Source organism: Salinicola endophyticus, assembly GCF_040536835.1.
Lineage (GTDB): Bacteria > Pseudomonadota > Gammaproteobacteria > Pseudomonadales > Halomonadaceae > Salinicola > Salinicola endophyticus_A.
Map to the genome: position 1 here is coordinate 2,892,798 of NZ_CP159578.1, position 24,608 is coordinate 2,917,405.

At 67.0% G+C, this 24,608-nt stretch carries 20 protein-coding genes; 4 read left to right on the forward strand and 16 right to left on the reverse strand.

All coding sequences use genetic code 11. The annotated features are described in order from the left end of the window. Positions 1-45: 45 nt before the first annotated feature. Complete coding sequence (gene epmB / locus ABV408_RS12980; RefSeq protein WP_353979345.1) at positions 46-1,071, forward strand: EF-P beta-lysylation protein EpmB; 1,026 nt, start codon at positions 46-48, stop codon at positions 1,069-1,071. Here epmB and ABV408_RS12985 read toward each other — a convergent pair. The 3 genes from ABV408_RS12985 to ABV408_RS12995 form a co-directional block, all read right to left on the reverse strand. Next, positions 1,066-1,398 (reverse strand): DUF2834 domain-containing protein, encoded by a 333-nt coding sequence (locus ABV408_RS12985; protein ID WP_353979346.1) that lies wholly within the window; start codon positions 1,396-1,398, stop codon positions 1,066-1,068. The two genes, epmB and ABV408_RS12985, sit on opposite strands and share 6 nt — an antisense overlap. A gap of 82 nt (positions 1,399-1,480) precedes the next feature. Further along, complete coding sequence (locus ABV408_RS12990) at positions 1,481-2,875, reverse strand: ATP-binding protein (protein ID WP_353979347.1); 1,395 nt, start codon at positions 2,873-2,875, stop codon at positions 1,481-1,483. Further along, on the reverse strand, positions 2,872-3,534 hold the full coding sequence (locus ABV408_RS12995; RefSeq protein WP_353979348.1) for a response regulator transcription factor: 663 nt from the start codon (positions 3,532-3,534) through the stop codon (positions 2,872-2,874). The genes ABV408_RS12990 and ABV408_RS12995 overlap by 4 nt, the downstream gene beginning before the upstream one ends. Before the next feature lie 365 nt (positions 3,535-3,899). Here ABV408_RS12995 and ABV408_RS13000 point away from each other — a divergent pair, with 365 nt between their 5' ends. Next, the gene (locus ABV408_RS13000; RefSeq protein ID WP_353979349.1) at positions 3,900-4,592 is read left to right on the forward strand and encodes a glycosyltransferase; all 693 of its coding nucleotides are present in this window, start codon (positions 3,900-3,902) and stop codon (positions 4,590-4,592) included. 34 nt (positions 4,593-4,626) lie between these two features. Here ABV408_RS13000 and ABV408_RS13005 read toward each other — a convergent pair whose 3' ends face one another. From ABV408_RS13005 to pgi, 9 genes are all read right to left on the reverse strand, one after another. After that, positions 4,627-5,052, reverse strand: a complete 426-nt coding sequence (locus ABV408_RS13005) for a DUF3465 domain-containing protein (RefSeq protein ID WP_353979350.1) — start codon at positions 5,050-5,052, stop codon at positions 4,627-4,629. A gap of 258 nt (positions 5,053-5,310) precedes the next feature. After that, a complete protein-coding gene (locus ABV408_RS13010) occupies positions 5,311-5,652 on the reverse strand; it encodes a protealysin inhibitor emfourin (RefSeq protein ID WP_353979351.1) in 342 nt (113 codons plus the stop codon). After that, positions 5,649-6,701 (reverse strand): M4 family metallopeptidase, encoded by a 1,053-nt coding sequence (locus tag ABV408_RS13015; protein WP_353979352.1) that lies wholly within the window; start codon positions 6,699-6,701, stop codon positions 5,649-5,651. Before ABV408_RS13015 ends, ABV408_RS13010 begins: the two co-directional genes overlap by 4 nt. A gap of 109 nt (positions 6,702-6,810) precedes the next feature. Then, on the reverse strand, positions 6,811-8,526 hold the full coding sequence (locus tag ABV408_RS13020) for an HD domain-containing phosphohydrolase (RefSeq protein ID WP_353979353.1): 1,716 nt from the start codon (positions 8,524-8,526) through the stop codon (positions 6,811-6,813). 116 nt (positions 8,527-8,642) lie between these two features. Further along, positions 8,643-9,857: a phosphoserine phosphatase SerB gene (serB, locus tag ABV408_RS13025; protein WP_353979354.1), complete on the reverse strand. Its 1,215-nt coding sequence runs from the start codon at positions 9,855-9,857 to the stop codon at positions 8,643-8,645. 103 nt (positions 9,858-9,960) lie between these two features. Continuing rightward, positions 9,961-12,213, reverse strand: coding sequence for a DNA topoisomerase IV subunit A (gene parC / locus ABV408_RS13030; protein WP_353979355.1), 2,253 nt, complete (start codon positions 12,211-12,213; stop codon positions 9,961-9,963). Positions 12,214-12,381: 168 nt separating this feature from the next. After that, positions 12,382-14,262 (reverse strand): DNA topoisomerase IV subunit B, encoded by a 1,881-nt coding sequence (parE, locus tag ABV408_RS13035; protein WP_353979356.1) that lies wholly within the window; start codon positions 14,260-14,262, stop codon positions 12,382-12,384. Positions 14,263-14,460: 198 nt separating this feature from the next. Further along, positions 14,461-15,117, reverse strand: a complete 657-nt coding sequence (locus ABV408_RS13040; protein ID WP_353979357.1) for a YqiA/YcfP family alpha/beta fold hydrolase — start codon at positions 15,115-15,117, stop codon at positions 14,461-14,463. Between the two features lie 4 nt (positions 15,118-15,121). Continuing rightward, the gene (gene pgi / locus ABV408_RS13045; protein ID WP_353979358.1) at positions 15,122-16,771 is read right to left on the reverse strand and encodes a glucose-6-phosphate isomerase; all 1,650 of its coding nucleotides are present in this window, start codon (positions 16,769-16,771) and stop codon (positions 15,122-15,124) included. 250 nt (positions 16,772-17,021) lie between these two features. Here pgi and cmoA point away from each other — a divergent pair, with 250 nt between their 5' ends. Both cmoA and cmoB read left to right on the forward strand, forming a co-directional pair. After that, positions 17,022-17,819, forward strand: coding sequence for a carboxy-S-adenosyl-L-methionine synthase CmoA (cmoA, locus tag ABV408_RS13050; RefSeq protein ID WP_353979359.1), 798 nt, complete (start codon positions 17,022-17,024; stop codon positions 17,817-17,819). Next, on the forward strand, positions 17,816-18,856 hold the full coding sequence (cmoB, locus tag ABV408_RS13055; RefSeq protein ID WP_353979360.1) for a tRNA 5-methoxyuridine(34)/uridine 5-oxyacetic acid(34) synthase CmoB: 1,041 nt from the start codon (positions 17,816-17,818) through the stop codon (positions 18,854-18,856). Before cmoA ends, cmoB begins: the two co-directional genes overlap by 4 nt. Before the next feature lie 162 nt (positions 18,857-19,018). Here cmoB and ilvD read toward each other — a convergent pair whose 3' ends face one another. From ilvD to cysD, 4 genes are all read right to left on the reverse strand, one after another. After that, entirely contained in the window at positions 19,019-20,869 is a 1,851-nt protein-coding gene (gene ilvD / locus ABV408_RS13060) for a dihydroxy-acid dehydratase (protein ID WP_353979361.1), read from the reverse strand. Positions 20,870-21,002: 133 nt separating this feature from the next. Then, on the reverse strand, positions 21,003-21,914 hold the full coding sequence (gene epsC, locus ABV408_RS13065; RefSeq protein WP_353979362.1) for a serine O-acetyltransferase EpsC: 912 nt from the start codon (positions 21,912-21,914) through the stop codon (positions 21,003-21,005). A 181-nt stretch (positions 21,915-22,095) separates the two neighbouring features. After that, the gene (gene cysN / locus ABV408_RS13070; RefSeq protein ID WP_353979363.1) at positions 22,096-23,520 is read right to left on the reverse strand and encodes a sulfate adenylyltransferase subunit CysN; all 1,425 of its coding nucleotides are present in this window, start codon (positions 23,518-23,520) and stop codon (positions 22,096-22,098) included. Further along, a complete protein-coding gene (cysD, locus tag ABV408_RS13075) occupies positions 23,521-24,444 on the reverse strand; it encodes a sulfate adenylyltransferase subunit CysD (RefSeq protein WP_353979364.1) in 924 nt (307 codons plus the stop codon). It abuts the gene before it with no gap. Positions 24,445-24,608 lie beyond the last annotated feature (164 nt).

The following is a 24,608-nucleotide window of genomic DNA, read 5'->3' on the forward strand; positions in this document are numbered from 1 at the left end:
TCCGTAACAGCGCTGCCAGGGCGCGTTCTAACTCAGGTGGTCCGCATGATAACCCGAACCCCGATCGCCGTGCATCGTGAAGCCGAACCGCGCGCTCCCGCGGCTTGGCAGCACCAGCTGCGCGAGGTGATCCGTGACCCGCGAGTGCTGTGTCAGCGCCTCGGCCTCGATCCGGCGCTGCTGCCCGGCGCCAGCGCGGGTCATGCACTGTTCCCGGTACGGGTGCCCGAAGCCTACCTGGCGCGTATCCGCCACGCCGACCCCGACGACCCGCTGCTGCGTCAGGTGCTGCCGCTGGCGGCGGAGCAGGATACGGTGGGCGGCTTCGTCGCCGACCCGCTGGCCGAGCGCGAGCATACCCCGCGCCCCGGGCTGATCCACAAATATGCCGGGCGCGTGCTGCTGATCGCCAGCCCGACCTGCGCAATCAACTGCCGCTACTGCTTCCGGCGCCACTTTCCCTACGCCGAGCATGCCCCCTCGATGCGCGAGTGGGACGCCAGCCTCGACTATCTGCGCGGCGACGCCTCGATCCGTGAGGTGATCCTCTCCGGCGGCGATCCGCTGGCCTCGCCGGACCGGCGCCTTGCCGAACTGGTCGCGCGGCTGGAGGCGATCCCCCATCTTCAGCGCCTGCGCATCCACTCACGCCTGCCGGTAGTGATTCCCGACCGGGTCGACGCCGCCCTGCTCGACTGGCTCGGTGGCACACGTCTGCAGAAGGTGATGGTACTGCACATCAATCACGCCCAGGAGATCGATGCCGCGGTGGTCGACGCCTGCCGCCGCCTGTCGGCTGCCGGCGTCACCCTGCTCAATCAGAGCGTGCTGCTGCGCGGCATCAACGACCGGGTGGATACCCTGGCCGAGCTGTCGGAACGGCTGTTCGCCGCCGGCGTGCTGCCCTACTACCTGCACGTGCTCGATCCGGTCAGCGGTGCAGCCCACTTCGATGTCGACGACGACAGCGCCAGGGCCCTGGTGGCGGCGCTACGCGAGCGTCTGCCGGGCTTTCTGATGCCGCGGCTGGTGCGCGAAATTCCCGGCGCGGCGAGCAAGACACCGCTATGAAAGCGGGCGCCGCCGCTGGGCTCGCCAGTCACGCCAGCCGCGCAGGGTCAGATAGGCCAGCGGCCCGGCCGACCCGAAGCAGAAGGTAATCACGTAGAACACCAGCAGATAACCCGGCCCGTGCCCCCGGCGTCGGGCATCGAAGAACATCCAAACCGCCAGCATCAGCAGTGCCAGGTAGACATCGAATACCACCAGCGCGGTGGTCGGCTTGCGCATCAGCTCGCCGGCGAAGGCACTCAGGCTCTGGTCACTGGTAGCAATGGCATAGGCGGTATAGGCCGAAAAGGCGATCAGTGCCGTCAGCGGCACCCAGAAACGCAGCATCTCTCATCTCCCGTTCACGGGTGCGGTGGCCGGGCCACCGCACCACCCCGACGGGTAGCGCTCGCGGCGCTACCGCTCACGCTCAGGATAGCGGCAGATAGACATGAACGCTGAGGCCGCTGGTCGCCGGCAGCGAAGTATCATCGAGACGAATCTCGCCCTCCAGGCGCTCGACCAGCTCCTTGACGATCGACAGCCCCAGGCCCGAGCCGCTGGTCTTCTGCCCCGCCAGACGCACGAAGCGCTCGAACACCCGCTGGCGATCCTGGGGCGGAATACCGGGGCCGGTGTCGGCGATCTCGATATGCAGCTGCGACGCCTCGGCAGCCATGCGCAGATGCACCTGGCCACCGCTGGGGGTATAGCGCATGGCGTTGTCGAGCAGGTTGCGCAGCAGCACATAGAGGCCATTCTCGTAGCTCTGCACGCTGAGCCCCTCGGGCAGCTGCTGGGTCAGGTGGATATCGCGCTGCTCGGCCAGCGGCTGGGTCTCGCGGGCCAGCTCGCTGCCCAGCCGCGCCAGCCGCACGATCTGGCGGGTGATCGCCTGGCCACTCTCCAGCCGCGACAGGGTGAGTAGTTGCTCGACCACCCGGGTCATGCGATCGACCCCGTTGATGATCGACTGCGCCGCGCGCCGCGCGCTTTCGGTGTCGGTCTCGCTGAGCAGATTCTGGGCGTGCACCTTGACCGCCGCCAGTGGCGTGCGCAGCTCATGGGCAGCGTTGGCGGTGAAGCGGCGCTCCTTCTCCAGGGTCTCGGCCAGGCGTGCGAATAGCCCATTGAGCGCATCGACCATGCCGCGAATCTCCTCCGGCACCTGGCTGGCATCCAGCGGTTCGAGGAAGTTGGGCTGGCGCGCGGTGATCTGCCGACTGACCCGTAACAGCGGCGAAAAGCCGCGGGCAATGGCGAACGGGATCAGCAGTGCGATCAACAGCACCCCGATGACCGGCGGCATCAGGTTGCGCAGCGCGATCTGCCAGGTCAGCTCGTCGCGCACGTCGTCACGCTGGGCGGCGCTGGCCCACACGCCATGGGCCGCGTCATGCAGGGTGAAGGTGCGCCAGTCGTGACCGCCGCTGCGCGCATGGGAGTAGCCGGGGCGCCGTTCCAGTGCCGGCAGCGCCCCGGTCGGCTGCATGCCAAACAGCGCGCGGCCCTGCTCGTCCCATACCTGGAACCCCAGCTTCTTCTCGTAGGGGTGGCCGAGAGCGGTCGGCGCATCGGTGGCGTTGTCCGGCACCAGCGGCGCCTCGAGCTGAATGTCCACCGGCGCGTTGGCGGCATTCTCCGAGCCGGCGCGATAGGCGAAGTAGAGCGCCACCATGGTGCGCGTGGTCTGCGCCAGCTCGGCATCGAACAGCTCATCGATCTGGTCGCGGGTGTCGTAGTAGCTCCACAGCGCCGCCACCGCGGTGATCGACGTCACCGAGATCAGCAGCACGCGCCGCAGATAGCGTCTGATCGAAATCAACCGGTCTCCCCCATGCGGTAGCCGACATGACGCACGGTGGCGACGACGCGGCTGCCGAACTTGCGTCGCAGATGGTGGACATGCACCTCGATGACGTTGCTCTCGACCTCGGCATCCCAGCCGTAGAGCACCTCGACCAGCTGGTTGCGGGAAAACACCTGGCCCGGATGGGTCATCAGATAGGCCAGCAGATCGTGCTCCCGCCGCCCCAGGGGGACCAGCTCTCCGGCCAGACGCACTTCGTGGGCGGCCGGGTCGAGACTGAGCAGGCCATGGGTCACCTGTGGCGAGGCGCGTCCGGCGCTACGCCGGACCAGCGCGCGCAGACGCGCCAGCAGCTCGCCGCTGTCGAACGGCTTGACCAGATAGTCGTCGCAGCCGCCGTCGAGGCCGCGGATGCGATCCTCGACGCCGTCCCGGGCGGTGAGCATCAGCACCGGTATCTGGCACTGGGCCTCGCGCAGCCGCTTGAGCACCTCGAACCCGTCGATATCGGGCAGGCCGACATCGAGGATCAGGGCATCGAAAGCCGAGTGCGCCAGCGCCTCGCACACGCCCTCCCCCTCGCCCAGCCACTCCGGCGTGATGTTCTCACGCCGCAGCACCTCGACCACCCCCTCACCAAGCAGGGGGTCGTCCTCCACCAGCATTACCCGCATAGCTTTCTCTCTCGTCTTGCCCCGGCTCGCCTGGAGCCGGCATATCACGTCTGGCACCTCACCTACAGGCGGCGCTCGGCGTGGTGTTGCATGCACGGTCTCGGCATGCATCGTCTCAGCGTGCCGCTTCGCAGCATACAACGCCGTCTGCTCGCCTGTCCGGCGCCGTCATAGTCGTGTCATCGGCAGCCAGCAACCTGGCACCGGCGGGCCGCACGTACACGCCGCGAATGGCGGCGAACATACTCAAACCGCGGTTCTAAGTCTGGGTTAAGGAAACTCTGTCATCGTCGAACTCCAGCGTGGCAACGACCGTCGAACGACCGGGTGCCACTGTCAAATCAACCCACGCCAAAGGGGGTCCGATGCTCGCACTGCCCAAGCTCTCGCTGATCGTCTTTGCCACCGACCCCGCCGCACGGGTCGCGGCGCTGATCGAGGAGGCCTCAAGCGCCCTGGTGCACGCCCGGGCGCTGGAGTTCCTGATCCTCGACGGCGGGCACGATGCGCGTCTCGCAAAGGCACTCGAAGGGCTATCGCTGAAGGCAGACCAGATCAAGGTGCTGCCATGGGCCAGCGATATCGACGCCGCCCTGGCCCAGGCAGCCCGCCAGGCCCAGGGCGACTGGCTGGTGACCCTCGACAGCAGTGGCCGCGCCGACCCCCACGATCTTCCCGACATTCTCTGCGCGGCGCGCCATCAGGGGTTGGCCCTGGTGCAGGGGCGAGCGCACCACGCCTCGGGCGCAGGGCACTGGCTGGCACGGCTGGCGGCGCCTTTCACCACTAGCCACCAGTTCGCCCAAGGGCTGTATCTGATCGAGCGCGAGGCGCTGTGCGCCCTCCCACCGCTAAAGGGCCTGATGCGTTTTCTGCCACTGCTGATCCGCCGCAGCGGCGGCCGCGTGGGTCAGCACCCGATCCATTGGCGCACGCCGGGTGAGGCCATCGCGACATCCGCACCGCGCCCTTCGTTCGCGACACTCGGCGAAACTCTGAGGCAATGGCGCCAGGCCCGCCGCTGGCGCCGGCGCCCAGGATCGCGCCGCCCGGCGTGACCACCTGGCGTCAGCGCGGCACGGTGTCCGTCTCCTAGCGGTAACGCCGCCCGCTCCACTCCAGCCACCCACCCGGACGCTCGCCGCGCGGGTCGCGATGGGTCCAGTGCACCACGCCACCCCGGGCATTCCAGACATACTCGCCACGGAAGCGCACCGAATCCCCGCGTGCGAGCCCGTCGAGCCGCGGCGCCAGATCGATATTGTGGGCGATCAGCAGCGTCTGGCCATCGCCGAGCGCAAGGATGAAGCGCTGATGCCGGCTCCCCTCGTCATCATCGGGCAGCAGGCGCTGCACGCGCCCTTCACCCTCGACCCAGACCGCCTCACGTTGCGCCTGGAAGGCCGCCCGCGGTGTCATCGTCGAGGATACCGGCGCCTGCCAGTGAGCCAGCGTCGGCACCAGCAGTGCCGCCAACAGCAGCGCGATCACCACACTGCCGATTCTTCGTCTCGTCATCCGGGTCATGGCCCCTTGTCTTGCCGGAGAGCCACTGTGACACCGGGCCGCTGCGCGATAAAGCCTGGGCGGTGATCCGCAGCGACAGCCGCCGGTCCGCGCACGCGCCGAAGGCAAACAACGGGCGCGCCGGACGCAAAAAAAGAGGCCGAACCCAAAAATCGGGCTCGGCCTACGCTGTGTGCCCGTCCTGGGCTACTCAATCAGAGTGCGACATACGCGTAGAGTTCCTGAAAAAAAGAAATAGGTGAGCGTGGCTCAGGTTTCCGGTTCGTCCAGCGCCCCGGGGCCGTGCTGCCACAGCCCCACCACGCCGCGCGGCGCCTGTGTCTCGTCGAGCGCGCACTGCCAGCATTCGGCTTCCGGCTGCTCGAGAGACAGCCGGAAGACACGCCGGTCGGCACCCGCTACCGGTTCGGCCGGCGCCTGGCGGTCGATCTCGTCGAGCAGCCGCTGTAGCCGTTCGCGCTGGGGTTCACTGAGTTCACGGCAATCGATGCGTCGCGGGCGTTCCAGCCCGGGCATGGCGGCGAAGCCCCCTTCGCGCACCACCGCCAGCACCGCCGTGGGTGCCAGTCGCGGTACACCACGCGCGCTCACCGCAACACTCCCACATCGACCCAGGCTTGGCGCACGGCCTCCATTACCGGGCTGTCAGCGCCGAAACGCTGCTGCGCGCAGCGCACGGTGATCTCGGCGAAGGTGGCGAAATCCGCATCCCGCGCCAGGCGCGGGTCACGCAGCGCATCGAACCATACCGGTCCGGCAGCCTCCCAGGCGAAGCCGCCGAGACGCGTCGCGGCCAGATAGAAGGCGCGATTGGGAATGCCGGAGTTGATATGCACCCCGCCGTTGTCGGAGGCCGTATTGACGAAGGCGTCCATGTGCCCCGGCTGCGGGTCCTTGCCCAGTACCGGATCGTCGTAGGCGCTACCGGGGTTGGCCATGGAGCGCAGCGCCCGACCGTTGACCCGCTCGGTGAGCAGCCCCTCACCGATCAGCCAGTCGGCCTCCTCGGCCGCCTGCTCGAAGTGGTGCTGCTTGACCATGGCGCCGAACACGTCGGCCAGGGATTCGTTGAGTGCACCGGACTGATCGGCGTAGATCAGCCCGGCTTCGCGCTCGATCACCCCGTGGGTCAACTCGTGGGCGACCACGTCGAGCGCCACGGTAAAACGGTTGAACAACTCGCCGTCGCCATCGCCGAAGACCATCTGCGCCCCGTTCCAGAAGGCGTTGTCATACTCCTCGCCATAATGCACGGTACCCAGCAGCGCCATACCCTGGGCATCGATGGAGTCGCGGGCGAACACCTCCCAGTAAAAGAGGTAGGTCGCGCCCAACCAGCGATAGGCCTCGTCGACGGCGAGATCGCCGCTCTCCGGATCGCCCTCGCTGCGCACCCGCTCCCCTGGCAGTATCTCCTGCTGCGCGGCGGTATAGATATAGCGGGCGGGCTCGCCGCCACGCTGGCCATCGGCGGGCCGTGCCGCGGTCTGAGCAGCGTTGCGCAGACGAAACTGGGCGTCGGCCCTGAGCGTGGCCTGGGCGCAGCGCTGCAAGCGCGCGTTGCCGTGGGAGAGAATACGCTCCAGTACATGGGGCGGCATGAAGCCGTGGGCTTGACCCGGGCGCGTCGTCGCTGGCATCGGACACCTCCTGTGATAAGACCAACATCACGATCAGTGTGGCTCAGGCATGGCGGCGATGCCGTGGCGGCCCTGTTGCGTTTTGTCACCGCTTCGGCGTGCAGAGAGTTCAGCTCAGATGCAGGCCGTAACTCGCCTCGGGCACCACGCCCTCGAATTTGCCGAGCTGGGCGATATCGTTGTCCTTGAGCATCTGATCGAGGCGCCGCCCTGGGCTCTTGGCATTGAGCACCAGGTGTACCTGGACTGGACGCCCCTGCTCGTCGATACGCTGGACCCAGGCCAGCGCACCGCTGGAGAACCGCGCCAACGAGCCCACCGGCGCGGTACCGAAGCGGCGTACGTAGCGCTGCGCCCAGGTGGCATCGAACAGCGCGGGATGACCCAGCACGTGGCGGTAGCGCTCGAGCAATGGCCAGGCGTCACGATCCGCGCGGGGCTGACCCAGCGCGTCGATCACGTCGACCACCGCCATCATGCGCCCCAGCGGGCTCAATTGCGCGTCGTCCAGACCTGCCGGATAGCCGCTGCCGTCGCGCCGCTCGTTGGCCTCACCGACGATGGCACGGGCGATCTCCGGTGATAGCCAGCGACACGTCTCGAGCTGCGTGAGTAGCGCTGGCACGTGCTCGGCCAGACGCTCGCGCGCTGCGGCATCGAGCGGCTCACGGCTCTCCAGAATCGACGCCGGCAGCCGACACTTGCCCAGATCGTGTACCAACGCGCTGGCCGCCACCGCCTTGATCACGTCCTCGGGATAGCCCTGCCAGCGAACCAGGTCGGTGGCGCGCACCGCGACACCGAGCGAGTGGCGCACCAGCGGCGTCTCCCCATGCAGGTAACCGAGCGCATAGAGCAGCGCCTGATCGCCCTGGTCGCTCAGTGTGACCAGGGTGTCGGCGTGACGCGAGAGCAGCGATGACGCGATCGAGCCGCCATTCTGCAGCGTCAGGATCTGCGCACTGAGATAATCGGCGATCTTCTTGAGCCGCCGCGCGGTGGCGTTGCCGACTGGCAGCGAGGTCGTCTCGGGCTGTCTCGGCGCCGGGCGCTTGCCATCCGGCGCCCGAAACAGCGGCGAGGGCGAGAGTACCTTGTCACGCGTCGTCACGCTGCGTGCGCTCTCGCGTTCGGCCTCCTTGACGCAATACCACAGCAGTCGTTCGGTATCGATGCCGGGGTCGTCGAACTCACAGCCGACCAGCGCCTCGCGCCACCCCTCATCGCTGCGCACATGGCGAATACAGCCACTGAGGCGCAGCGACTGACGGCTGGGAAAATGCAGCTCGAGCGGCGCGAAGCGCTGATTGGCGGAGAGTGAAACCGCCTGCGCCAGCGGCATCGCCAGCAGGCACCCCCCCAGGGAGAGGTTGCGCAGCTCGGCGAGCACCGGCCCCTCGCGATCGGCCAGACTCAGGCGCGTATCGACACCCATCTCGGCGCGAATCGGGGCGCGGAAGGTATTGCGTCGGTGCACCGTGCTGAGCCACTCGGGATAACTGCAGCGCAGACGCCGTCGGGCGCCCTCGCCGCCATCGGTATCGAGCCACTCAATCGCCGTCAGCGCCGAGGTGCGCACCATGGCACCGTTGACATGCCCGAAGAGGTGGAAGGCAGCGCCCTGCACCAGCTGTTCGGCCAGCGCGGGGACTGCGCTGATGTCGACGATCAGCGCGTGATCGCGCTCGATGTCGTCGAGCAGCACCGGCCACGACGCCCCCTCCAGGTCGAACGCCAGATTGACGCTGCCTTGTACGCAGAGCGGATCGAGCCACTCCCACTTGGCCTTGGGGTTGACGATATCGGTCGAAGCGGACGTACTCATTCGGGTTCTCGATGCCGGCTGCAAATCCTGGATACAATTTACAACAATTTATTTCAAAACGCTTCTATTCCCATTAGCTGAAATACACGTTTTCCCAACGCCATATCACGCACCGTTCATTCGCGCGCCAGCGCCTGTTCTGGATAGTCCAGTAAATAGAGTAGGCCATCCAGGCCCAGCGTCGAGACCGACAGTGCAGCCTCGCGACGCACCAGCGGCTTGGCGTGAAAAGCGACGCCAAGCCCCGCCCGCGCCAACATCTGGAGATCGTTGGCGCCATCCCCCACGGCCACGGTCTGTGCCAGAGCGAGCCCCTCGCGGGCGGCGATCTGCTCCAGCAGCACGGCCTTGCGTGCGGCGTCGACAATCGGCTCGGCGACCTCACCGGTCACCTTGCCATCGCGAATCACCAGCTCATTGGCATGAATCTCGTCGAACCCCAGCCGCTGCTGCAGATAGCGTGCAAAGTAGGTGAAACCGCCGGAGAGAATCGCGGTGCGGTAGCCCAGACGCTTGAGATGGTGCATCAGACGCTCCGCTCCGGGCATCAGCGGCAGTGACTCGGCGATCTCGGCGAGTACCGACTCGTCCAGCCCCTCCAGCTTGCGCATGCGCTCACGAAAGCTCTGCTGGAAGTCGAGCTCGCCGCGCATCGCGCGCGCGGTGATCGCCGCCACTTCATCGAACACACCGTGGCGTCGGGCCAGTTCGTCGATCACCTCGGCCTGGATCAACGTCGAGTCCATGTCGAAGCAGACCAGACGGCGATGCCGCGGCCAGAGATCGGCGGGCTGCAGGGTGACATCGACCGCGAAGCGCTCGCTCAGCGCCAGCATGCGTTCGCGCAGCGCCTGAGGGTCGGCGGACTCACCGCGAAGCCGCCACTGCAGGCAGGCGCCATGTGGTAGCGCCTCGGGCCCGGCGTCGAGGCTCGGCGGCGCCGAGAGTCGCTTGATGCGCTCGATGGTCAGACCCTCGCTGGCGGTCAGCGTCGCCACCTCTGCCACCACCTCGGCACTGATGCGTGGCCCCAGCACGCTGAGTATGCAACGCGGTGCCGCGGCCTCTTCGACCCAGCCGAGGGTGGTTTCGGGGGGGATCGCTTCGACTCGGCAGTCGAGCCCGCAGATGTCACCGGCACTCGGCAGCAGCGCGGCCACGTCGACCTCATCGTCGGTCTCGACCAGCACCTCCAGGCGGACCCGGCCGAAGGCCACGTGCTGGTCCATGTCCAGTAGCCGCAGCCCCGCCGTCGCCAGCGCGGTGCTCAGGGTAGCGGTCTGCCCCGGGCGCGCCGGGCCGGTGGCGCTTATCACGAAACGTCGTGCCATGTTTTCCCCACGGGGCGCCGTCGACGCCCCTGTTGTCAGTGGCGCGGCCGGCAGCGCCGTGCCGCGCGCTTGTCAGTCGGTGTCGTCTTCGCAGGGCGGCGCCTCAGCCTTCGACCTCGAGCCGGTCGACCTTCTGGAACCCCCGCGCCAGCTTGCTGCCACGCCGCCCGCGCTCGCCGGCATAGTAGTCGAGATCGGCCGCCTTGAGCGTCTGCTTGCGCTTGCCGGCATGCACGACCAGTGCCGCGCCCTCCGGCAGCAGCACCAGATCGCGCACGAACTCCTCGCGGTTGGCGGCGCGCTGACCGGGAATCGCGATCATCTTGTTGCCCTTGCCCTTGGCCATTTCGGGCAGCTCGGAGAGCGCAAACACCAGCAATCGGCCCTCGTTGGAGACCACCGCCACGCGCAGCGTGTCGCCGGCCGGAATCGGCTGCGGCGGCAGCACGTTGCAGCCCTGGGGCACCGAGAGCACCGCCTTGCCGGCCTTGTTCTTGCCGAGCAGGTCCTCGAGTTTGACCACGAAGCCGTAGCCGGCATCGGTGGCGAGCAGATAGCGCGCCTCGGGCACGTCGAGCATCACCCCGATCATGCTCGCCCCCGCCGGCGGATTGATCCGCCCGGTGATCGGCTCGCCCTGCCCGCGCGCCGACGGCAGATTGTGGGCGCTCAGGGTGTAGCTGCGGCCGCTGTCGTCGAGCAGCACCAGCGGCTGGTTGGTCTTGCCGCGGGCGGCGAGATGGAAGGTATCACCCGCCTTGTAGGAGAGCCCCGCCGGGTCGATGTCGTGCCCCCGCGCGGCACGGATCCAGCCCTTCTCGGAGAGCACCACGGTGACCGGATCGGCGCCGAGCAGCTCGACCTCGGAGAGCGCCTTGGCCTCGCTGCGCTCGACCAGCGGTGAACGGCGCTCGTCGCCATAGGTCTTGGCGGCTTCGCGCAGCTCCTTCTCGATCAGCTTGGTCATCGCCGCCTCACTGCCCAGCAGCTTCTGCAGCCGCTGGCGTTCGGCCTCGAGCTCGTCCTGCTCGCCGCGAATCTTCATCTCCTCGAGCTTGGCCAGATGGCGCAGGCGCAGTTCGAGAATCGCTTCGGCCTGACGCTCGCTGAGCCCGAACGCCGCCATCAGCGCCGGCTTGGGCTCGTCCTCCTCGCGGATGATGCGGATCACCTCGTCGATATTGAGATAGGCCGCCAGCAAGCCCTCGAGGATGTGCAGGCGCTCCTCGACCTTGTCGAGACGATGCTGGCTGCGTCGGCGTACCGTCTCGCGGCGGAAGCTGAGCCACTCGCCGAGCATGTCGTTGAGCGGCATCACCCGCGGCCGACCGTCGAGGGCGATCACGTTGAGATTGACGCGCACGTTCTTCTCGAGATCGGTGGTGGCGAACAGGTGCGCCATCAGCCCCTCGACATCGATGCGGTTCGAACGCGGCTCGATCACCAGCCGGGTCGGCGTCTCATGGGTCGACTCATCACGCAGATCGGCCACCATCGGCAGCTTCTTGGCCTGCATCTGGGCGGCGATCTGCTCGAGCACCTTGGCCCCACTGACCTGATACGGCAGCGCGGTGATGACGATGTTGCCGTCTTCGCGCACATAGCGCCCGCGCAGCTTCACCGAGCCGCGGCCGCTCTCGTAGAGCTTGCGCAGGTCGGCGGCCGGCGAAATGATCTCGGCCTCGGTGGGGAAATCCGGCGCCGGCACATAAGCCATCAGATCGGCGACGCTGGCACCGGGATGACGCAGCAGATGACAGGTCGCCTCCACCACTTCACGCACGTTGTGCGGCGGGATGTCGGTCGCCATGCCCACCGCGATGCCGGTGCCACCGTTGAGCAGCACATGGGGCAGGCGCGAGGGCAGCACCGACGGCTCGTTCAGGGTGCCATCGAAGTTGGGTGTCCAGTCGACCGTGCCCTGCCCCAGCTCGGCGAGCAACGTTTCGCTGAACTTGGAGAGCCGCGCCTCGGTGTAGCGCATCGCGGCGAACGACTTGGGATCGTCGGGGCTACCCCAGTTGCCCTGGCCGTCGACCAGCGGATAGCGGTAGCTGAACGGCTGCGCCATCAGCACCATCGCTTCGTAGCAGGCGCTGTCGCCGTGGGGGTGGAACTTGCCGAGCACGTCGCCGACGGTACGCGCCGACTTCTTGTACTTGGCGTTCGCGGTCAGCGACAGCTCGCGCATGGCGTAGACGATACGCCGCTGCACCGGCTTCATGCCGTCACCGATGTGCGGCAGCGCGCGGTCGAGAATCACGTACATCGAGTAGTCGAGATACGCCTTCTCGGTGTACTCCTTGAGCGAAAGGCGTTCGACGTCGCCCTCCGCCACCTGGATATCCATGGTCATACGCTAAGCCCTTGGTCAGGGTTCAAGAATCGTTGTCTGCCCTAGCTGCGGCTTACCCGGCGACAGGTCTTTGCGGAGGCGCTGTGAACCCCTCCCTGGGCGCTACATTTGCCATCCCTGGCAAATGACCTCCGCTGATACCTGCCCCCGGCGCCGCGCGCCCTGGCGCTACACTTCGATATCCGCCAGGTTGCCGTAATCCTCGAGCCAACTCTTGCGATCGCTCGCCCGCTTGCGCGCCAGCAGCATATCCATCATCTCCAGCGTGCCGTCGTCGAGTTCGCGGGTGAGCTGCACCAGCCGCCGCGTGTCCACCGCCATGGTGGTCTCGCGCAGCTGCAGCGGGCTCATCTCGCCCAGGCCCTTGAAGCGCTGGACATTGGGCGTGCCGCGCTTGCTCTCCAGGCGCTTGAGAATCGAGGCCTTCTCGCTCTCGTCGAGGGCGTAGTGGACCTCCTTGCCCAGGTCGATGCGGTAGAGCGGCGGCATGGCGACGAAGACGTGACCGGCATCCACCAGCGCCGGGAAATGGCGCACGAACAGCGCGCACAGCAGCGTGGCGATATGCAGGCCGTCGGAATCGGCGTCGGCGAGAATGCACACCTTGTGGTAGCGCAGCTTGGAGAGGTCGTCGCTGCCGGGGTCGAGACCGATCGCCACGGCGATGTCGTGGACCTCCTGCGAGCTGTAGATATCCCCCGACTCCACCTCCCAGGTATTGAGGATCTTGCCGCGCAGCGGCAGGATCGCCTGGGTTTCACGATTGCGCGCCTGCTTGGCGCTGCCGCCGGCGGAGTCGCCCTCGACCAGGAACAGCTCACTGGCCACCGGGTCCTGGCCCGAACAGTCGGCCAGCTTGCCCGGCAGCGCGGGGCCGGAAGTGACCTTCTTGCGCGCCACCTTCTTGGCACTCTTCTGGCGCCGCTGGGCGGCGCTGATCACCAGCTCGGCCAGCGCTTCCGCCTGATCGGTGTGGTGGTTGAGCCACAGCGAGAAGGCGTCCTTGAGCACGCCGGAGACGAAACCGGCCACGGTCCGAGACGACAGCCGCTCCTTGGTCTGGCCAGCGAACTGCGGGTCGAGCATCTTCACCGAGAGCACGAACGAAACCCGTTCCCACAGATCCTCGGGGCTCAGCTTGACCCCGCGCGGCAGCAGATTGCGGTACTCGCAGAACTCGCGCACGGCGTCGAGCAGGCCGCTGCGGAAGCCGTTGACGTGGGTGCCACCGAGGGGGGTGGGGATCAGGTTGACGTAGGACTCGAGCAGCGGCTCGCCGCCCTCCGGTAGCCACTGGATAGCCCAGTCGACCGCCTGCTCGTCATCCTCGAAATGGCCGGTGAAGGGGGCTGCCGGCAGCACCTCGAAACCATCGGTGGCCTGGGCCAGGTAGTCACGCAGGCCGTCGGCGTACTGCCACACGCTCTCGTTGCCGTCACTCTCCTTGAGCGAGACCTTGAGCCCCGGGCAGAGCACCGCCTTGGCCCGCAGCAGATGCTTCAGTCGCGGCAGCGACAGCTTGGGGCTGTCGAAGTAGCCGGCTTCCGGCCAGAACCGCACCACGGTACCGGTGGCGCGCTTGGCGCAGCTGCCGATCACCGCCAGCTCCTCGACCTTCTCGCCCTTCTCGAAGGCGATCCGGTAGCGGCTGCCATCGCGGCATACCTCCACCTCGAGCCGCGTCGACAGCGCGTTGACCACCGACACCCCGACCCCGTGCAGGCCGCCGGAGAAGCGGTAGCTCGACTGCGAGAACTTACCGCCCGCATGCAGCCGGGTCAGGATCAGCTCCACCCCGGAGACCCCGTGTTCGGGGTGCAGATCGATCGGCATGCCGCGGCCGTCGTCGGAGACCTCGATGCCGCCGTCGTCGAGCAGTACCACGCGGATATCGTGGGCGTGGCCCGCCAGCGCCTCGTCGACGCTGTTGTCGATCACCTCTTGCGCCAGATGGTTGGGGCGGGTGGTGTCGGTGTACATGCCCGGCCGCTTGCGGACCGGATCGAGCCCCGAGAGGACCTCGATGGAGCTGGCACTGTATTGCGTCATGCAGTGTCTCGCCGTATTTGCAGAAACGAAGGGGTGATGCCGCAGCGGTTCCGGCGGCGCCACGGCCTAGACGCCGCCGACATCGATAGCATGTCTATCGGCGGTATCCGTCACCGCGGCGGACATCATACACTACTGTTCAAATCATCAGTACCGGGTTACACCAGGCGCTGACACCTGAGGTGCCAGCGGCCAGGGTCAGAGCGTCGCGGGCAGCGTCCAGCCACCGTGCGCGAACAGCGCCGGCAGATAGCGCGCCAGCTCGCTGAAACCGTGGTCGCCACCGGGATGGATCAGCGTGCGACAGCCGGCGTAGGCGTGTAGCGCATCGCGGCAATCGAGCGTTTCGTCGGCGCTGCCCAGCAGCAGCAGATAGCGCTGGGGGTGTACCAGACGCGACCACTGCAGCGCGAGCAACTGCTCGTGGTGGGCAGTGCCGATGGTGAAGGACTCGCCGGTGTAGGCGTTGACCAGGTACTGTCCCTGATAATCGGCCACGAAGCGCGCCGGCTGAACCGCAGGATTGATCAGCACTGCCGGCAGGCCGTGGCGCTCGGCCAGACAGGTGGCCAGAAAACCACCCATGGAGCTACCCACCAGCAGCGTGGTGCCGGGCAGCTCGCCCAGACAGGCCTCGGCGTGATCGAGCGCAGCCTGGGGGTAGTGCGACAGGTCCGGCGTGGCGCAGACCAGGTCGCGTTCGCCCTGCGCCGTCAGCGTCGCGCAGGCGGCTGCCACCAGCTGCGCCTTGGGTGAGGCGCCGGCGCTGTTGAAGCCGTGCAGGTAGAGCAGCGACTCCACCGGCGCCGCCGCGCCGGCGGGCTCGCTCACCGGCGCGGCATGTGGCGAGAACACCCGCTCAGGCCTGCTGCTGGCCGCGCCAGATCGCTTCGATCAGGCCACGACTGGAGTCGTCGAGGGTGTCGAGCCCTTGCCGGGCAGCAATGATCTCCTCGGTCTCGGTGGCGATCTTCTTGCCCAGCTCCACACCCCACTGATCGAAGGAGTCGATATTCCAGATCACCCCCTGGACGAACACCTTGTGCTCGTAGAGCGCGATCAGCGCCCCCAGCGTAGCCGGGTTGAGACTGTCGAAGAGCATCGTGGTCGAGGGCTGGTTACCGCGGTAGCGCTTGTAGCTCGGCGGCGTAGTCTCGGACTTGATCGCGTCGTCACCCAGCATCAGCACCCGTGACTGGGCGAAGCAGTTGGCCAGCGCCAGGCGGTGCTGGGCCATCAGGTCATCACGGAAGCGCTCATCCTCGACGTCGTTGTAGCGATTGATCGGCGCCAGGAAGTCACACGCCACCGGCTGGGTGCCCTGGTGCAACAGCTGATAGAAGGCGTGCTGACCGTTGGGGCCGATCTCGCCCCAGATCACCGGACAGGTGGAGTAGTCGACCACGGCGTCGTCATTGGTCACCGATTTGCCGTTGGACTCCATCTCCAGCTGCTGGAAGTAGCCTGGCAGATGCTTGAGCCGGCCATCGTAGGGCAGCACCGCGTGGGAACGGATATCCAGGAAATTGACGTTCCAGATCCCGATCAGCGCCAGCTGCACTGGTAGATTCTCGGCCAGCGGGGCGGTGCGGAAGTGCTCGTCCATGGCATGGGCGCCGGCGAGCAGACGCCGGAAGTTGTCCATGCCGACACGAATGGCGATCGGCAGGCCGATGGCGCTCCACAGCGAGTAGCGCCCGCCGACCCAGTCCCAGAACAGCAGCTGGTTGGCCGGGTCGATGCCCCACTCGCTCATCTTGTCCGGCTTGGTCGACACACCGACGAAGTGGAAGCGCTTGATCAGCTTCTCGTCACCGCCCAGGCGCGAGGCGATCCAGTCGAGCGCCGTGGAGGCGTTGGATAGCGTATCGATGGTGCCGAAGGACTTCGACGACAGAATGAACAGCGTGGTTTCGGGATTGAGCCAGCTGAGGAAATCCGCAAGCTGGGAGCCATCCATGGTGGATGCGAAATGGGTCGCCACCTCATGGGCGTGGTCCGGCTCGAAGTCGGCCAGCGCCGAGGTCACCATCAAGGGGCCGAGGTCGGAGCCGCCGACGCCGAGGTTGACCACATCGGTGATCGGCTTGCCGGTGGCACCGCGCCACTGCCCGTCGAGCAGCTTGCCGACCAGGGTTTCCATCTTGTCGAGCGTCGCATGCACCTCGCCGACCACATCGACGCCCTCGACCTCCAGCTTGGCCTCCCGCGGCAGCCGCAGCGCGCTGTGCAGCGCCGGCCGATCCTCGGTCTGGTTGACCCGCTCACCGCTGAGCAGCCGCTGGATGGCCGCGGGGACCCGAGCCTCCTCTGCCAGCGCGATCAGTCGCTCGCGCACCTCCGGGGTCCAGCGCTGCTTGGACAGATCGAGGTGAATACCTGCCGCCTCGAGGGCGAAGGTCTCGAAACGCGACGGCTGCTGGAACAGGGTCTTGAGGTGGACATCGCGCATGCCATCCTCGAGCTGCTGCTCGAGCGCCTGCCATGCCTGGGTCTCACGGATCGACATCGATTGACTCTCCTTGTATCGGGAACTGGCGTCGAACGAGCGGCGTCGGAGCATACCGGCGCAAGTATAGGCCGACGCAAAGTAGGCCGGCGCGCCCTCCCGGCGTACGCCGGTCACGTGCAGCCCGGGCGCGCAAAACGTACACTACGCCCAGCGCTCAGCGTCGTCCGCGACCCGTCGCCCGCGTCACGCGCTCCCGATGAAAATGATCTTCCACGATGAAACGGATCTTCCACGTAGTCTTCCGACAATGACTGACGCATCTTACCGTGACGCCATCTTTTCGACACCCCTCGATCGTGTGGCCAGTTTTTCGTTCGACGAGCAGGTCGTGGCGTGTTTTCCCGACATGGTGCGCCGCTCGATTCCCGGCTACGGCCAGATCCTGGGCATGCTCGGGCTGCTCGCCGAGCGCCACCTGCGCCACGGCGCCCACGTCTACGACCTGGGCTGCTCGCTCGGCGCGGTAGGGCTGGCACTGGCCGGGCGCCTGGCGCCGGAGGCGTTCGCGCTGACCGGGGTCGACCTGTCACCGGCGATGCTCGCCCGCGCCCGCGCCACCGCGCAAAGCGAGGCGCCGCACCATCAGTTGGCATTCGTCGAGGGCGATATTCGAGAGCTCGACTACCGCCCCAGCGGGATGATCGTGCTCAACTTCACCCTGCAGTTCCTGCCGCCGGCGGAGCGTGACGCGGTAATCGCGCGGCTCTTCGAGGCGCTCGAACCCGGCGGCATCCTGGTGCTGTCAGAGAAGATCGTCGCTCCCGACGAGCAGGAGAACGCCTGGCTGGTGGAGCGCTATCACGATTTCAAGCGCGCCAACGGCTACAGCGATATGGAGATCAGCCAGAAGCGCACCGCGCTGGAAAACGTGCTGGTGCCCGACACCCTGGCGCAGCACCAGGCGCGACTGCAGGCGGCCGGCTTCGGCCGCGTAACGACCTGGTTCCAGTACCTCAACTTCGCCTCCATGATCGCCTTCAAGGAGCGCGGGGGCGGCGCCCGGGCCGAGACGAGCGACACCCACGCAGGCGATACAACCGCATGAGCCAGTCCCCCGCCCTGCCATCCGCCAGCGGCGACGCCGCCACCACCCTGGCCGCGGCCGAGCGCCGTCTCTATCTGGCCTTTCTCGACCAGGGGCTGACCCGCTGGCTGGCCGCCCTACCCGAGCAGCTCGCCCGCGGGCTCGACCGCCAGCGCCACGGTGATCTACCCGCGTGGGAGAAGGCGGTGGCCAAGCTACCCGCGCTGCCCGCGACGCGCCGGGTCGTGCTCGACGCCGACACGGTCAGCGTCGAGGTCGATCTCGATGACGCCGATCGCCGCCGCTGCGAGAACCTGCTGCGCATTCTGATGCCGTGGCGCAAGGGCCCCTACCGGCTCGGCGATCTCACCATCGACACCGAGTGGCGCTCGGACTGGAAGTGGCAGCGCGTGGCCCCGCACCTCTCCCCGCTGGCCGGACGACGGGTGCTCGACGTCGGCGGTGGCAGCGGCTATCACGCCTGGCGCATGGCCGGCGCCGGTGCCGCCTTCGTGCTGGTGATCGACCCCTCACCGCGCTTCTACTATCAATTCCAGGCGCTGCGGCACTTCGTCGGCGATGCCGACGACCACCGCACCCACTTTCTGCCGGTGGGCATCGAAGACGTACCGCCGCGCCTCGCCGCCTTCGATACGGTGTTCTCGATGGGCGTGCTCTACCACCGTGCTTCGCCGCTGGAACATCTGCAGCAGCTCAAGGATGCCCTCGCCCCCGGCGGCGAGCTGGTGCTGGAGACGCTGGTGGTCGAGGGTGACGAACAGACCGTGTTCATGCCCGGCGAGCGCTACGCGAGCATGCCCAACGTCTATTTCCTGCCGTCGTCGCAGGCGCTGGCACACTGGCTCGCGCGCTGCGGCTTCGAGGCGATCCGCTGCGTCGACGAGACCGTCACCAGCCTCGACGAGCAGCGCACCACCGACTGGATGAGGTTCCACTCGCTGGCCGACTTCCTCGACCCGCAGGACCGCAGCCGAACAATCGAAGGCTACCCCGCCCCGCGACGTGCAACGCTGGTGGCGCGCAAGCCGCAACGCTGACCCTGGCCGGCCTATGCCCTGGTACAGCGGTAGGCACCAGCGGCGCACCAAGCTCGCCACACGAGAGGCCTAGCAACAAGAACGCCCGCTGATCAGCGGGCGTTCCCTATCATGGCGGCCAAACGCATTCGTTCAGTCTGGACAGCCTTTTAGGTTTGCAGCCTAGCGCTCCTCGAGCTTGTCCAGATCGCGCACCGCACCGCGGTCGGCCGAGGTCGCCAGCATGGCGTAGGCCTTGAGCGCCGCGGAGACCTTGCGCTCGCGCTGAATCGTCGGCTTCCAAGCCTTGGCGCCGCGATCTTCCATGGCCTGGCGGCGATGCGCCAGCTCCTCGGTGGAGAGCAGCACCTCGATGGTGCGATTGGGGATGTCGATACGGATCGTGTCACCGCTCTCGACCAGCCCGATCGCACCACCGGCGGCAGCCTCCGGCGAGACGTGACCGATCGAGAGCCCCGAGGTACCGCCGGAGAAGCGGCCGTCGGTCATCAGCGCGCACGCCTTGCCGAGCCCTTTCGACTTCAGGTAGGAGGTCGGATAGAGCATCTCCTGCATGCCCGGACCGCCCTTGGGCCCCTCGTAGGTGATGACCACCACTTCGCCCGCCTTCACCTGACCGCCGAGAATGCGCTCGACCGCCTGGTCCTGGGATTCGACCACGTGGGCCGGTCCCTCGAACACCAGAATGGAGTCGTCGACGCCCGCCGTCTTCACCACACAGCCGTTCTCGGCGATGTTGCCGTAGAGCACGGCCAGGCCGCCCTCGCGCGAGAAGGCGTGCTCCAGGCTGCGGATACAGCCCTCGGCGCGGTCGCCGTCCAGCGACGGCCAGCGCGCCGCCTGCGAGAACGCCTGCTGGGTCGGCACGCCGCCGGGGCCGGCCTTGAAGAACTCGACCACTTCCGGGGTCGGGTTGCGCATGATGTCCCACTCGTCCAGCGCCGCGGCCAGGGAGTCGCCATAGACGGTGGGCACCGAGGTATCCAGCACTCCGGCACGGTCGAGCTCGCCCAGAATCCCCATGATGCCGCCGGCGCGGTGGCAATCCTCGATATGGTACTTCTGGGTGTTGGGCGCCAGCTTGCACAGCTGCGGCACCTCCCGCGACAGGCGGTCGATATCGGCCATGGTGAAGTCGACCTCCGCCTCCTGCGCCGCCGCCAGCAGGTGCAGGATGGTGTTGGTCGAGCCGCCCATGGCGATATCCAGCGTCATGGCGTTGCGGAAAGCGGTCTTGGAGCCGATGGCGCGCGGCAGCAGATGCGCCTCGTCGCCCTCGTAGTAGCGCTTGGCCAGCGAGACGATACGCTCGCCCGCGGTCTCGAACAGCCGACGGCGGTCGGCGTGGGTCGCCAGCATGGTGCCATTGCCGGGCAGTGCCAGGCCCAGCGCCTCGGTCAGGCAGTTCATCGAGTTGGCGGTGAACATGCCCGAGCAGCTACCACAGGTGGGGCAGGCGCTGCGCTCGATCTCGGCGATCTCGTCATCGCTGTACTTGTCGTCGGCGGCGGAGATCATGGCGTCGATCAGGTCGAGACCGTGGTCGAGCAGCTTGGTCTTGCCGGCTTCCATCGGCCCGCCGGAGACGAAGATGGTCGGCACGTTGAGGCGCATGGCCGCCATCAGCATGCCGGGGGTGATCTTGTCGCAGTTGGAGATGCACACCAGCGCATCGGCACAGTGGGCATTGACCATGTACTCGACGCTGTCGGCGATGATGTCGCGGCTCGGCAGCGAATAGAGCATGCCGTCGTGCCCCATGGCGATACCATCGTCGACCGCGATGGTATTGAACTCCTTGGCCACCCCGCCGGCCTTTTCGATTTCACGCGCCACCAGCTGCCCCATGTCCTTCAGGTGCACGTGGCCAGGCACGAACTGGGTGAAGGAGTTGGCGACGGCGATGATCGGCTTGTGGAAGTCGTCGTCCTTCATCCCGGTGGCGCGCCACAGGGCGCGGGCACCGGCCATGTTGCGGCCCTGGGTGGTGGTTCGCGAGCGATACTCGGGCATGCTGTCCTCATCTGTCTGGGTCGGGGCCGGCCTGGCCGGGCCCGGGTCGTGTCAGGGTCTCAGCGGCGGGCTTAGGGCACCCGCGCAGGACGACGCGGCGGCAGGGGTGCGCGTCGAAAGGTGTCGCTCAAGTTCAAGGACACGGACCACTCTGGATGTTTGCCTGAGTGATATTGCTGCCGGGTTCCACGCTGCAGGTGAGCCAGACGTTGCCCCCGATGATCGATCCCCGGCCGACGGTGATACGGCCGAGGATCGTGGCGCCGGCGTAGATCACCACGTCGTCCTCGACGATCGGGTGACGCGGCAGGCCCTTCTCCAGATGCCCCTTGTCGTCGGCCGGGAAGCGCTTGGCCCCGAGGGTCACCATCTGATAGAGACGCACGCGGTCGCCGATGATCGCGGTCTCGCCGATCACCACGCCGGTGCCGTGATCGATGAAGAAGCCTTCACCGATCTGTGCGCCGGGATGAATGTCGATCCCGGTGTCGGAGTGGGCCAGTTCGGCAATGATCCGTGCCACCAGGCCGGCGCCGGCGCGATAGAAGTAGTGCGCGATCCGGTGGTAGATCACCGCGTGCACGCCGGGATAGCAGAGCAGGACTTCGTCGACGCTGCGCGCGGCGGGATCGCCGTAGTAGGCCGCCATCACATCGCCATCGAGGCGTCGACGCAGCGCCGGCAGGCTGTCGGCGAAGCCCTGCACGATCTGATTGGCGCGCTCGGTGGGGTCGCTGTCGCGCTCACCGTCCAGACGTGCCATGTAGCGCAGCTCCAGGAGCACCTCTTCGTGCAGCGCGTTGAGCGCCCGGTCGAGGGTGTGACCGACGTAGAAGTCCTCGCTCTCCTTGCGCAGATCCGAGGGCCCCAAGCGCATCGGGAAGAGGGCGCCGCTGAGGACATCCAGGGTATCGCGCAGGCGGTGCCGCGACGGCAGCTCGCGGCAGCCACGCTCTTTCTCACGACCGTTCTGGGCGCGCCACTGTTCGCGGGTCGCGCGAAGCTGGGTGACGATGCCATCGAGCTGCCAGTTGACGTGTTGCATCAGCGTGTCCTTTGAATCTGCGCGCGGGCCGGAGCGATATCATACGACTCGAGGCCGCGTTGACCAACCACGGCGAGGGTCGCGCGCCCGGCGTGGCGGCCTCGCCCACCCGCGCCACGCAAAAAGGCGGCCCCGCTGCCGGGGCCGCCATGGTGTACGACAGACGTCGCGTGGGCGCGTCTCAGCGCTTCAGCAGCTCGCGCACGTCCTTCGCTTCCCAGTGCGGGAAGTGCTTGCGGATCAGCGCGTTGAACTCGACCTCGAAGGCCTGCCAGTCGACCTCGCCGCTCGCCTCGCGGCCTGCCGCCGCGCCGCGGATCAGCCCCGCGCCCACGGTGACGTTGCTCAGCCGGTCGATCACCACGAAGCTGCCGGTCCCCGGGCTGCGCCGGTAGTCGTCCAGCGGCACGCTCGCGGTCAGCTCCACCCGGCAGCGCCCGATAGCGTTGAGCGCCAGCTGCTCCGCCGGCAGCTGCGCCAGGCTGTTGACGTCGATCTGGTATTCGATCTCGGCCACCCGACCGGCCACTTCCTGGGTACCCAGCTTGAAGTCGTAGAGCCGCCCGGGTTCGAGGGCGTTCTCGTGCATCCACACGATATCGGCCTCCAGCGCGCTGGCCTGGGTCACCTCGGCATCCGCCGCCACCAGCCAGTCACCGCGGGAGAGATCGATCTCGTCTTCCAGGGTCACCGTCACCGCCTGCCCGGGATACGCCTCTTCGAGGTCGCCGTCGAAGGTGACGATACGCGCCACCCGCGAGCGCTTGCACGAAGGCAGCGCCTTGACCGCCTGACCGGGGCGCAGGATGCCGGCCTCGAGCGTGCCGCAGTAGCCGCGGAAGTCGAGGTGCGGACGGTTGACGTACTGCACCGGCAGACGCAGATCGGAGAGGTTAGCGTCGTGCGCGATCTCGACCGTCTCCAGCAGGTCGAGCAGTGCGGGGCCCGTATACCACTCCATGTGCTCGCTGGGATTGACGACGTTGTCGCCCTCCAGCGCCGAGAGCGGCACGAAGCGGATGTCGCGGGCGTCGAGCTTCTCGGCGAAGGCGCGATACTCGGCGACGATCTCGTCGAAGCGCGCTTCGGCGTAGTCGACCAGATCCATCTTGTTGACCGCGATCACCAGGTGCTGGATACCCAGCAGATCGGCGATGAAGCTGTGCCGGCGGGTCTGGGTCTGCACCCCGTGGCGGGCATCGATCAGGATCACCGCGAGGCTGGCGGTGGAGGCACCGGTGGCCATGTTGCGGGTGTACTGCTCGTGCCCCGGAGTGTCGGCGATGATGAACTTGCGCTTGTCGGTGGAGAAGAAGCGATAGGCGACATCGATGGTGATGCCCTGCTCGCGCTCCGACTGCAGGCCGTCGACCAGCAGCGCCAGGTCGACCTTGTCACCGGTGGTGCCGCTGGTCTTGGAGTCGCGGGTGATGGCGGCGAGCTGATCTTCGTAGATCATCTTGGAGTCGTGCAGCAGCCGCCCGATCAGGGTCGACTTGCCGTCATCGACGCTGCCGCAGGTGATGAAGCGCAGCAGGTCCTTGTTCTCGTGCTCGTGCAGGTACTGCTCGATGTTGTCGGCGATGAGCGAAGACTGATGTGACATTTAAAAGTACCCCTCGCGTTTCTTTTTTTCCATCGACCCCGCCTGATCGCGGTCGATGGCCCGGCCCGAGCGCTCGCTGGTGCGGGTCAGCAACATCTCCTGGATGATCTCGGGCAGCGTCGCCGCCCGCGACTCCACCGCCCCGGTGAGCGGATAGCAGCCGAGGGTGCGAAAACGCACCCACTTCTCTTCCGGCACTTCACCCGGTGCCAGCGGCAGGCGCTCGTCGTCGACCATCACCTGCATGCCGTCACGCTCGACCACCGGGCGCGGCGCGGCAAAGTAGAGCGGCACGATGGGGATCGATTCGAGGTAGATGTACTGCCAGATATCCAGCTCGGTCCAGTTGGAGAGCGGGAAGACGCGGATCGACTCGCCCTTGTTGACCTTGCCGTTGTAGAGCCGCCACAGCTCCGGGCGCTGGTTCTTGGGGTCCCAGCGGTGGTGCTTGTCACGGAAGGAGTAGACCCGCTCCTTGGCCCGGGACGCTTCTTCATCGCGCCGCGCGCCGCCGAAGGCGGCATCGAAGCCGTACTTGTCCAGCGCCATCTTCAGCGACTGGGTCTTCATGATGTCGGTGTACTTGGCGCTACCGTGATCGAAGGGGTTGATGCCGGCGGCGCGCCCCTCCTCGTTGATATGTTCGATCAGCTCCATGCCCACGCTGGCCGCCATGCGGTCGCGGAACTCGATCATCTCCTTGAACTTCCAGGTGGTGTTGACGTGCATCAGCGGAAACGGCGGCGTACCCGGATAGAACGCCTTGCGCGCCAGATGCAGCATCACCGAGGAGTCCTTGCCGATCGAGTAGAGCATCACCGGGTTGCGGAACTCGGCCGCGACCTCACGGATGATGTGAATCGACTCCGCCTCGAGCTGCTTGAGGTGGGTTTGACGTTGTGCGCTAACCAATCGATCTGCCATGGGGGAATCTCGCTGTCACGTGCTTCGTGAAGGCACGGCTCGGAATCGTAGAGTCGTCACCCTAGCGAGAGATCGGTAATAACGTCAAAGAATGAAAGCTAATCTCAAAATCTGATTTAGTTATAAAGAAGCGCAGCCAGACGCTGCGCTTCACACCGCGAAGG

Coding starts and splice junctions, on each gene's coding strand:
- epmB (WP_353979345.1), top strand. CDS start 46: ATGATAACCCGAACCCCGATCGCCGTGCATCGTGAAGCCGAACCGCGC.
- ABV408_RS12985 (WP_353979346.1), bottom strand. CDS start 1,398: ATGCTGCGTTTCTGGGTGCCGCTGACGGCACTGATCGCCTTTTCGGCC.
- ABV408_RS12995 (WP_353979348.1), bottom strand. CDS start 3,534: ATGCGGGTAATGCTGGTGGAGGACGACCCCCTGCTTGGTGAGGGGGTG.
- ABV408_RS13000 (WP_353979349.1), top strand. CDS start 3,900: ATGCTCGCACTGCCCAAGCTCTCGCTGATCGTCTTTGCCACCGACCCC.
- ABV408_RS13005 (WP_353979350.1), bottom strand. CDS start 5,052: ATGACGAGACGAAGAATCGGCAGTGTGGTGATCGCGCTGCTGTTGGCG.
- ABV408_RS13015 (WP_353979352.1), bottom strand. CDS start 6,701: ATGCCAGCGACGACGCGCCCGGGTCAAGCCCACGGCTTCATGCCGCCC.
- ABV408_RS13020 (WP_353979353.1), bottom strand. CDS start 8,526: ATGAGTACGTCCGCTTCGACCGATATCGTCAACCCCAAGGCCAAGTGG.
- serB (WP_353979354.1), bottom strand. CDS start 9,857: ATGGCACGACGTTTCGTGATAAGCGCCACCGGCCCGGCGCGCCCGGGG.
- parC (WP_353979355.1), bottom strand. CDS start 12,213: ATGACCATGGATATCCAGGTGGCGGAGGGCGACGTCGAACGCCTTTCG.
- parE (WP_353979356.1), bottom strand. CDS start 14,262: ATGACGCAATACAGTGCCAGCTCCATCGAGGTCCTCTCGGGGCTCGAT.
- pgi (WP_353979358.1), bottom strand. CDS start 16,771: ATGTCGATCCGTGAGACCCAGGCATGGCAGGCGCTCGAGCAGCAGCTC.
- cmoA (WP_353979359.1), top strand. CDS start 17,022: ATGACTGACGCATCTTACCGTGACGCCATCTTTTCGACACCCCTCGAT.
- cmoB (WP_353979360.1), top strand. CDS start 17,816: ATGAGCCAGTCCCCCGCCCTGCCATCCGCCAGCGGCGACGCCGCCACC.
- ilvD (WP_353979361.1), bottom strand. CDS start 20,869: ATGCCCGAGTATCGCTCGCGAACCACCACCCAGGGCCGCAACATGGCC.
- epsC (WP_353979362.1), bottom strand. CDS start 21,914: ATGCAACACGTCAACTGGCAGCTCGATGGCATCGTCACCCAGCTTCGC.
- cysN (WP_353979363.1), bottom strand. CDS start 23,520: ATGTCACATCAGTCTTCGCTCATCGCCGACAACATCGAGCAGTACCTG.
- cysD (WP_353979364.1), bottom strand. CDS start 24,444: ATGGCAGATCGATTGGTTAGCGCACAACGTCAAACCCACCTCAAGCAG.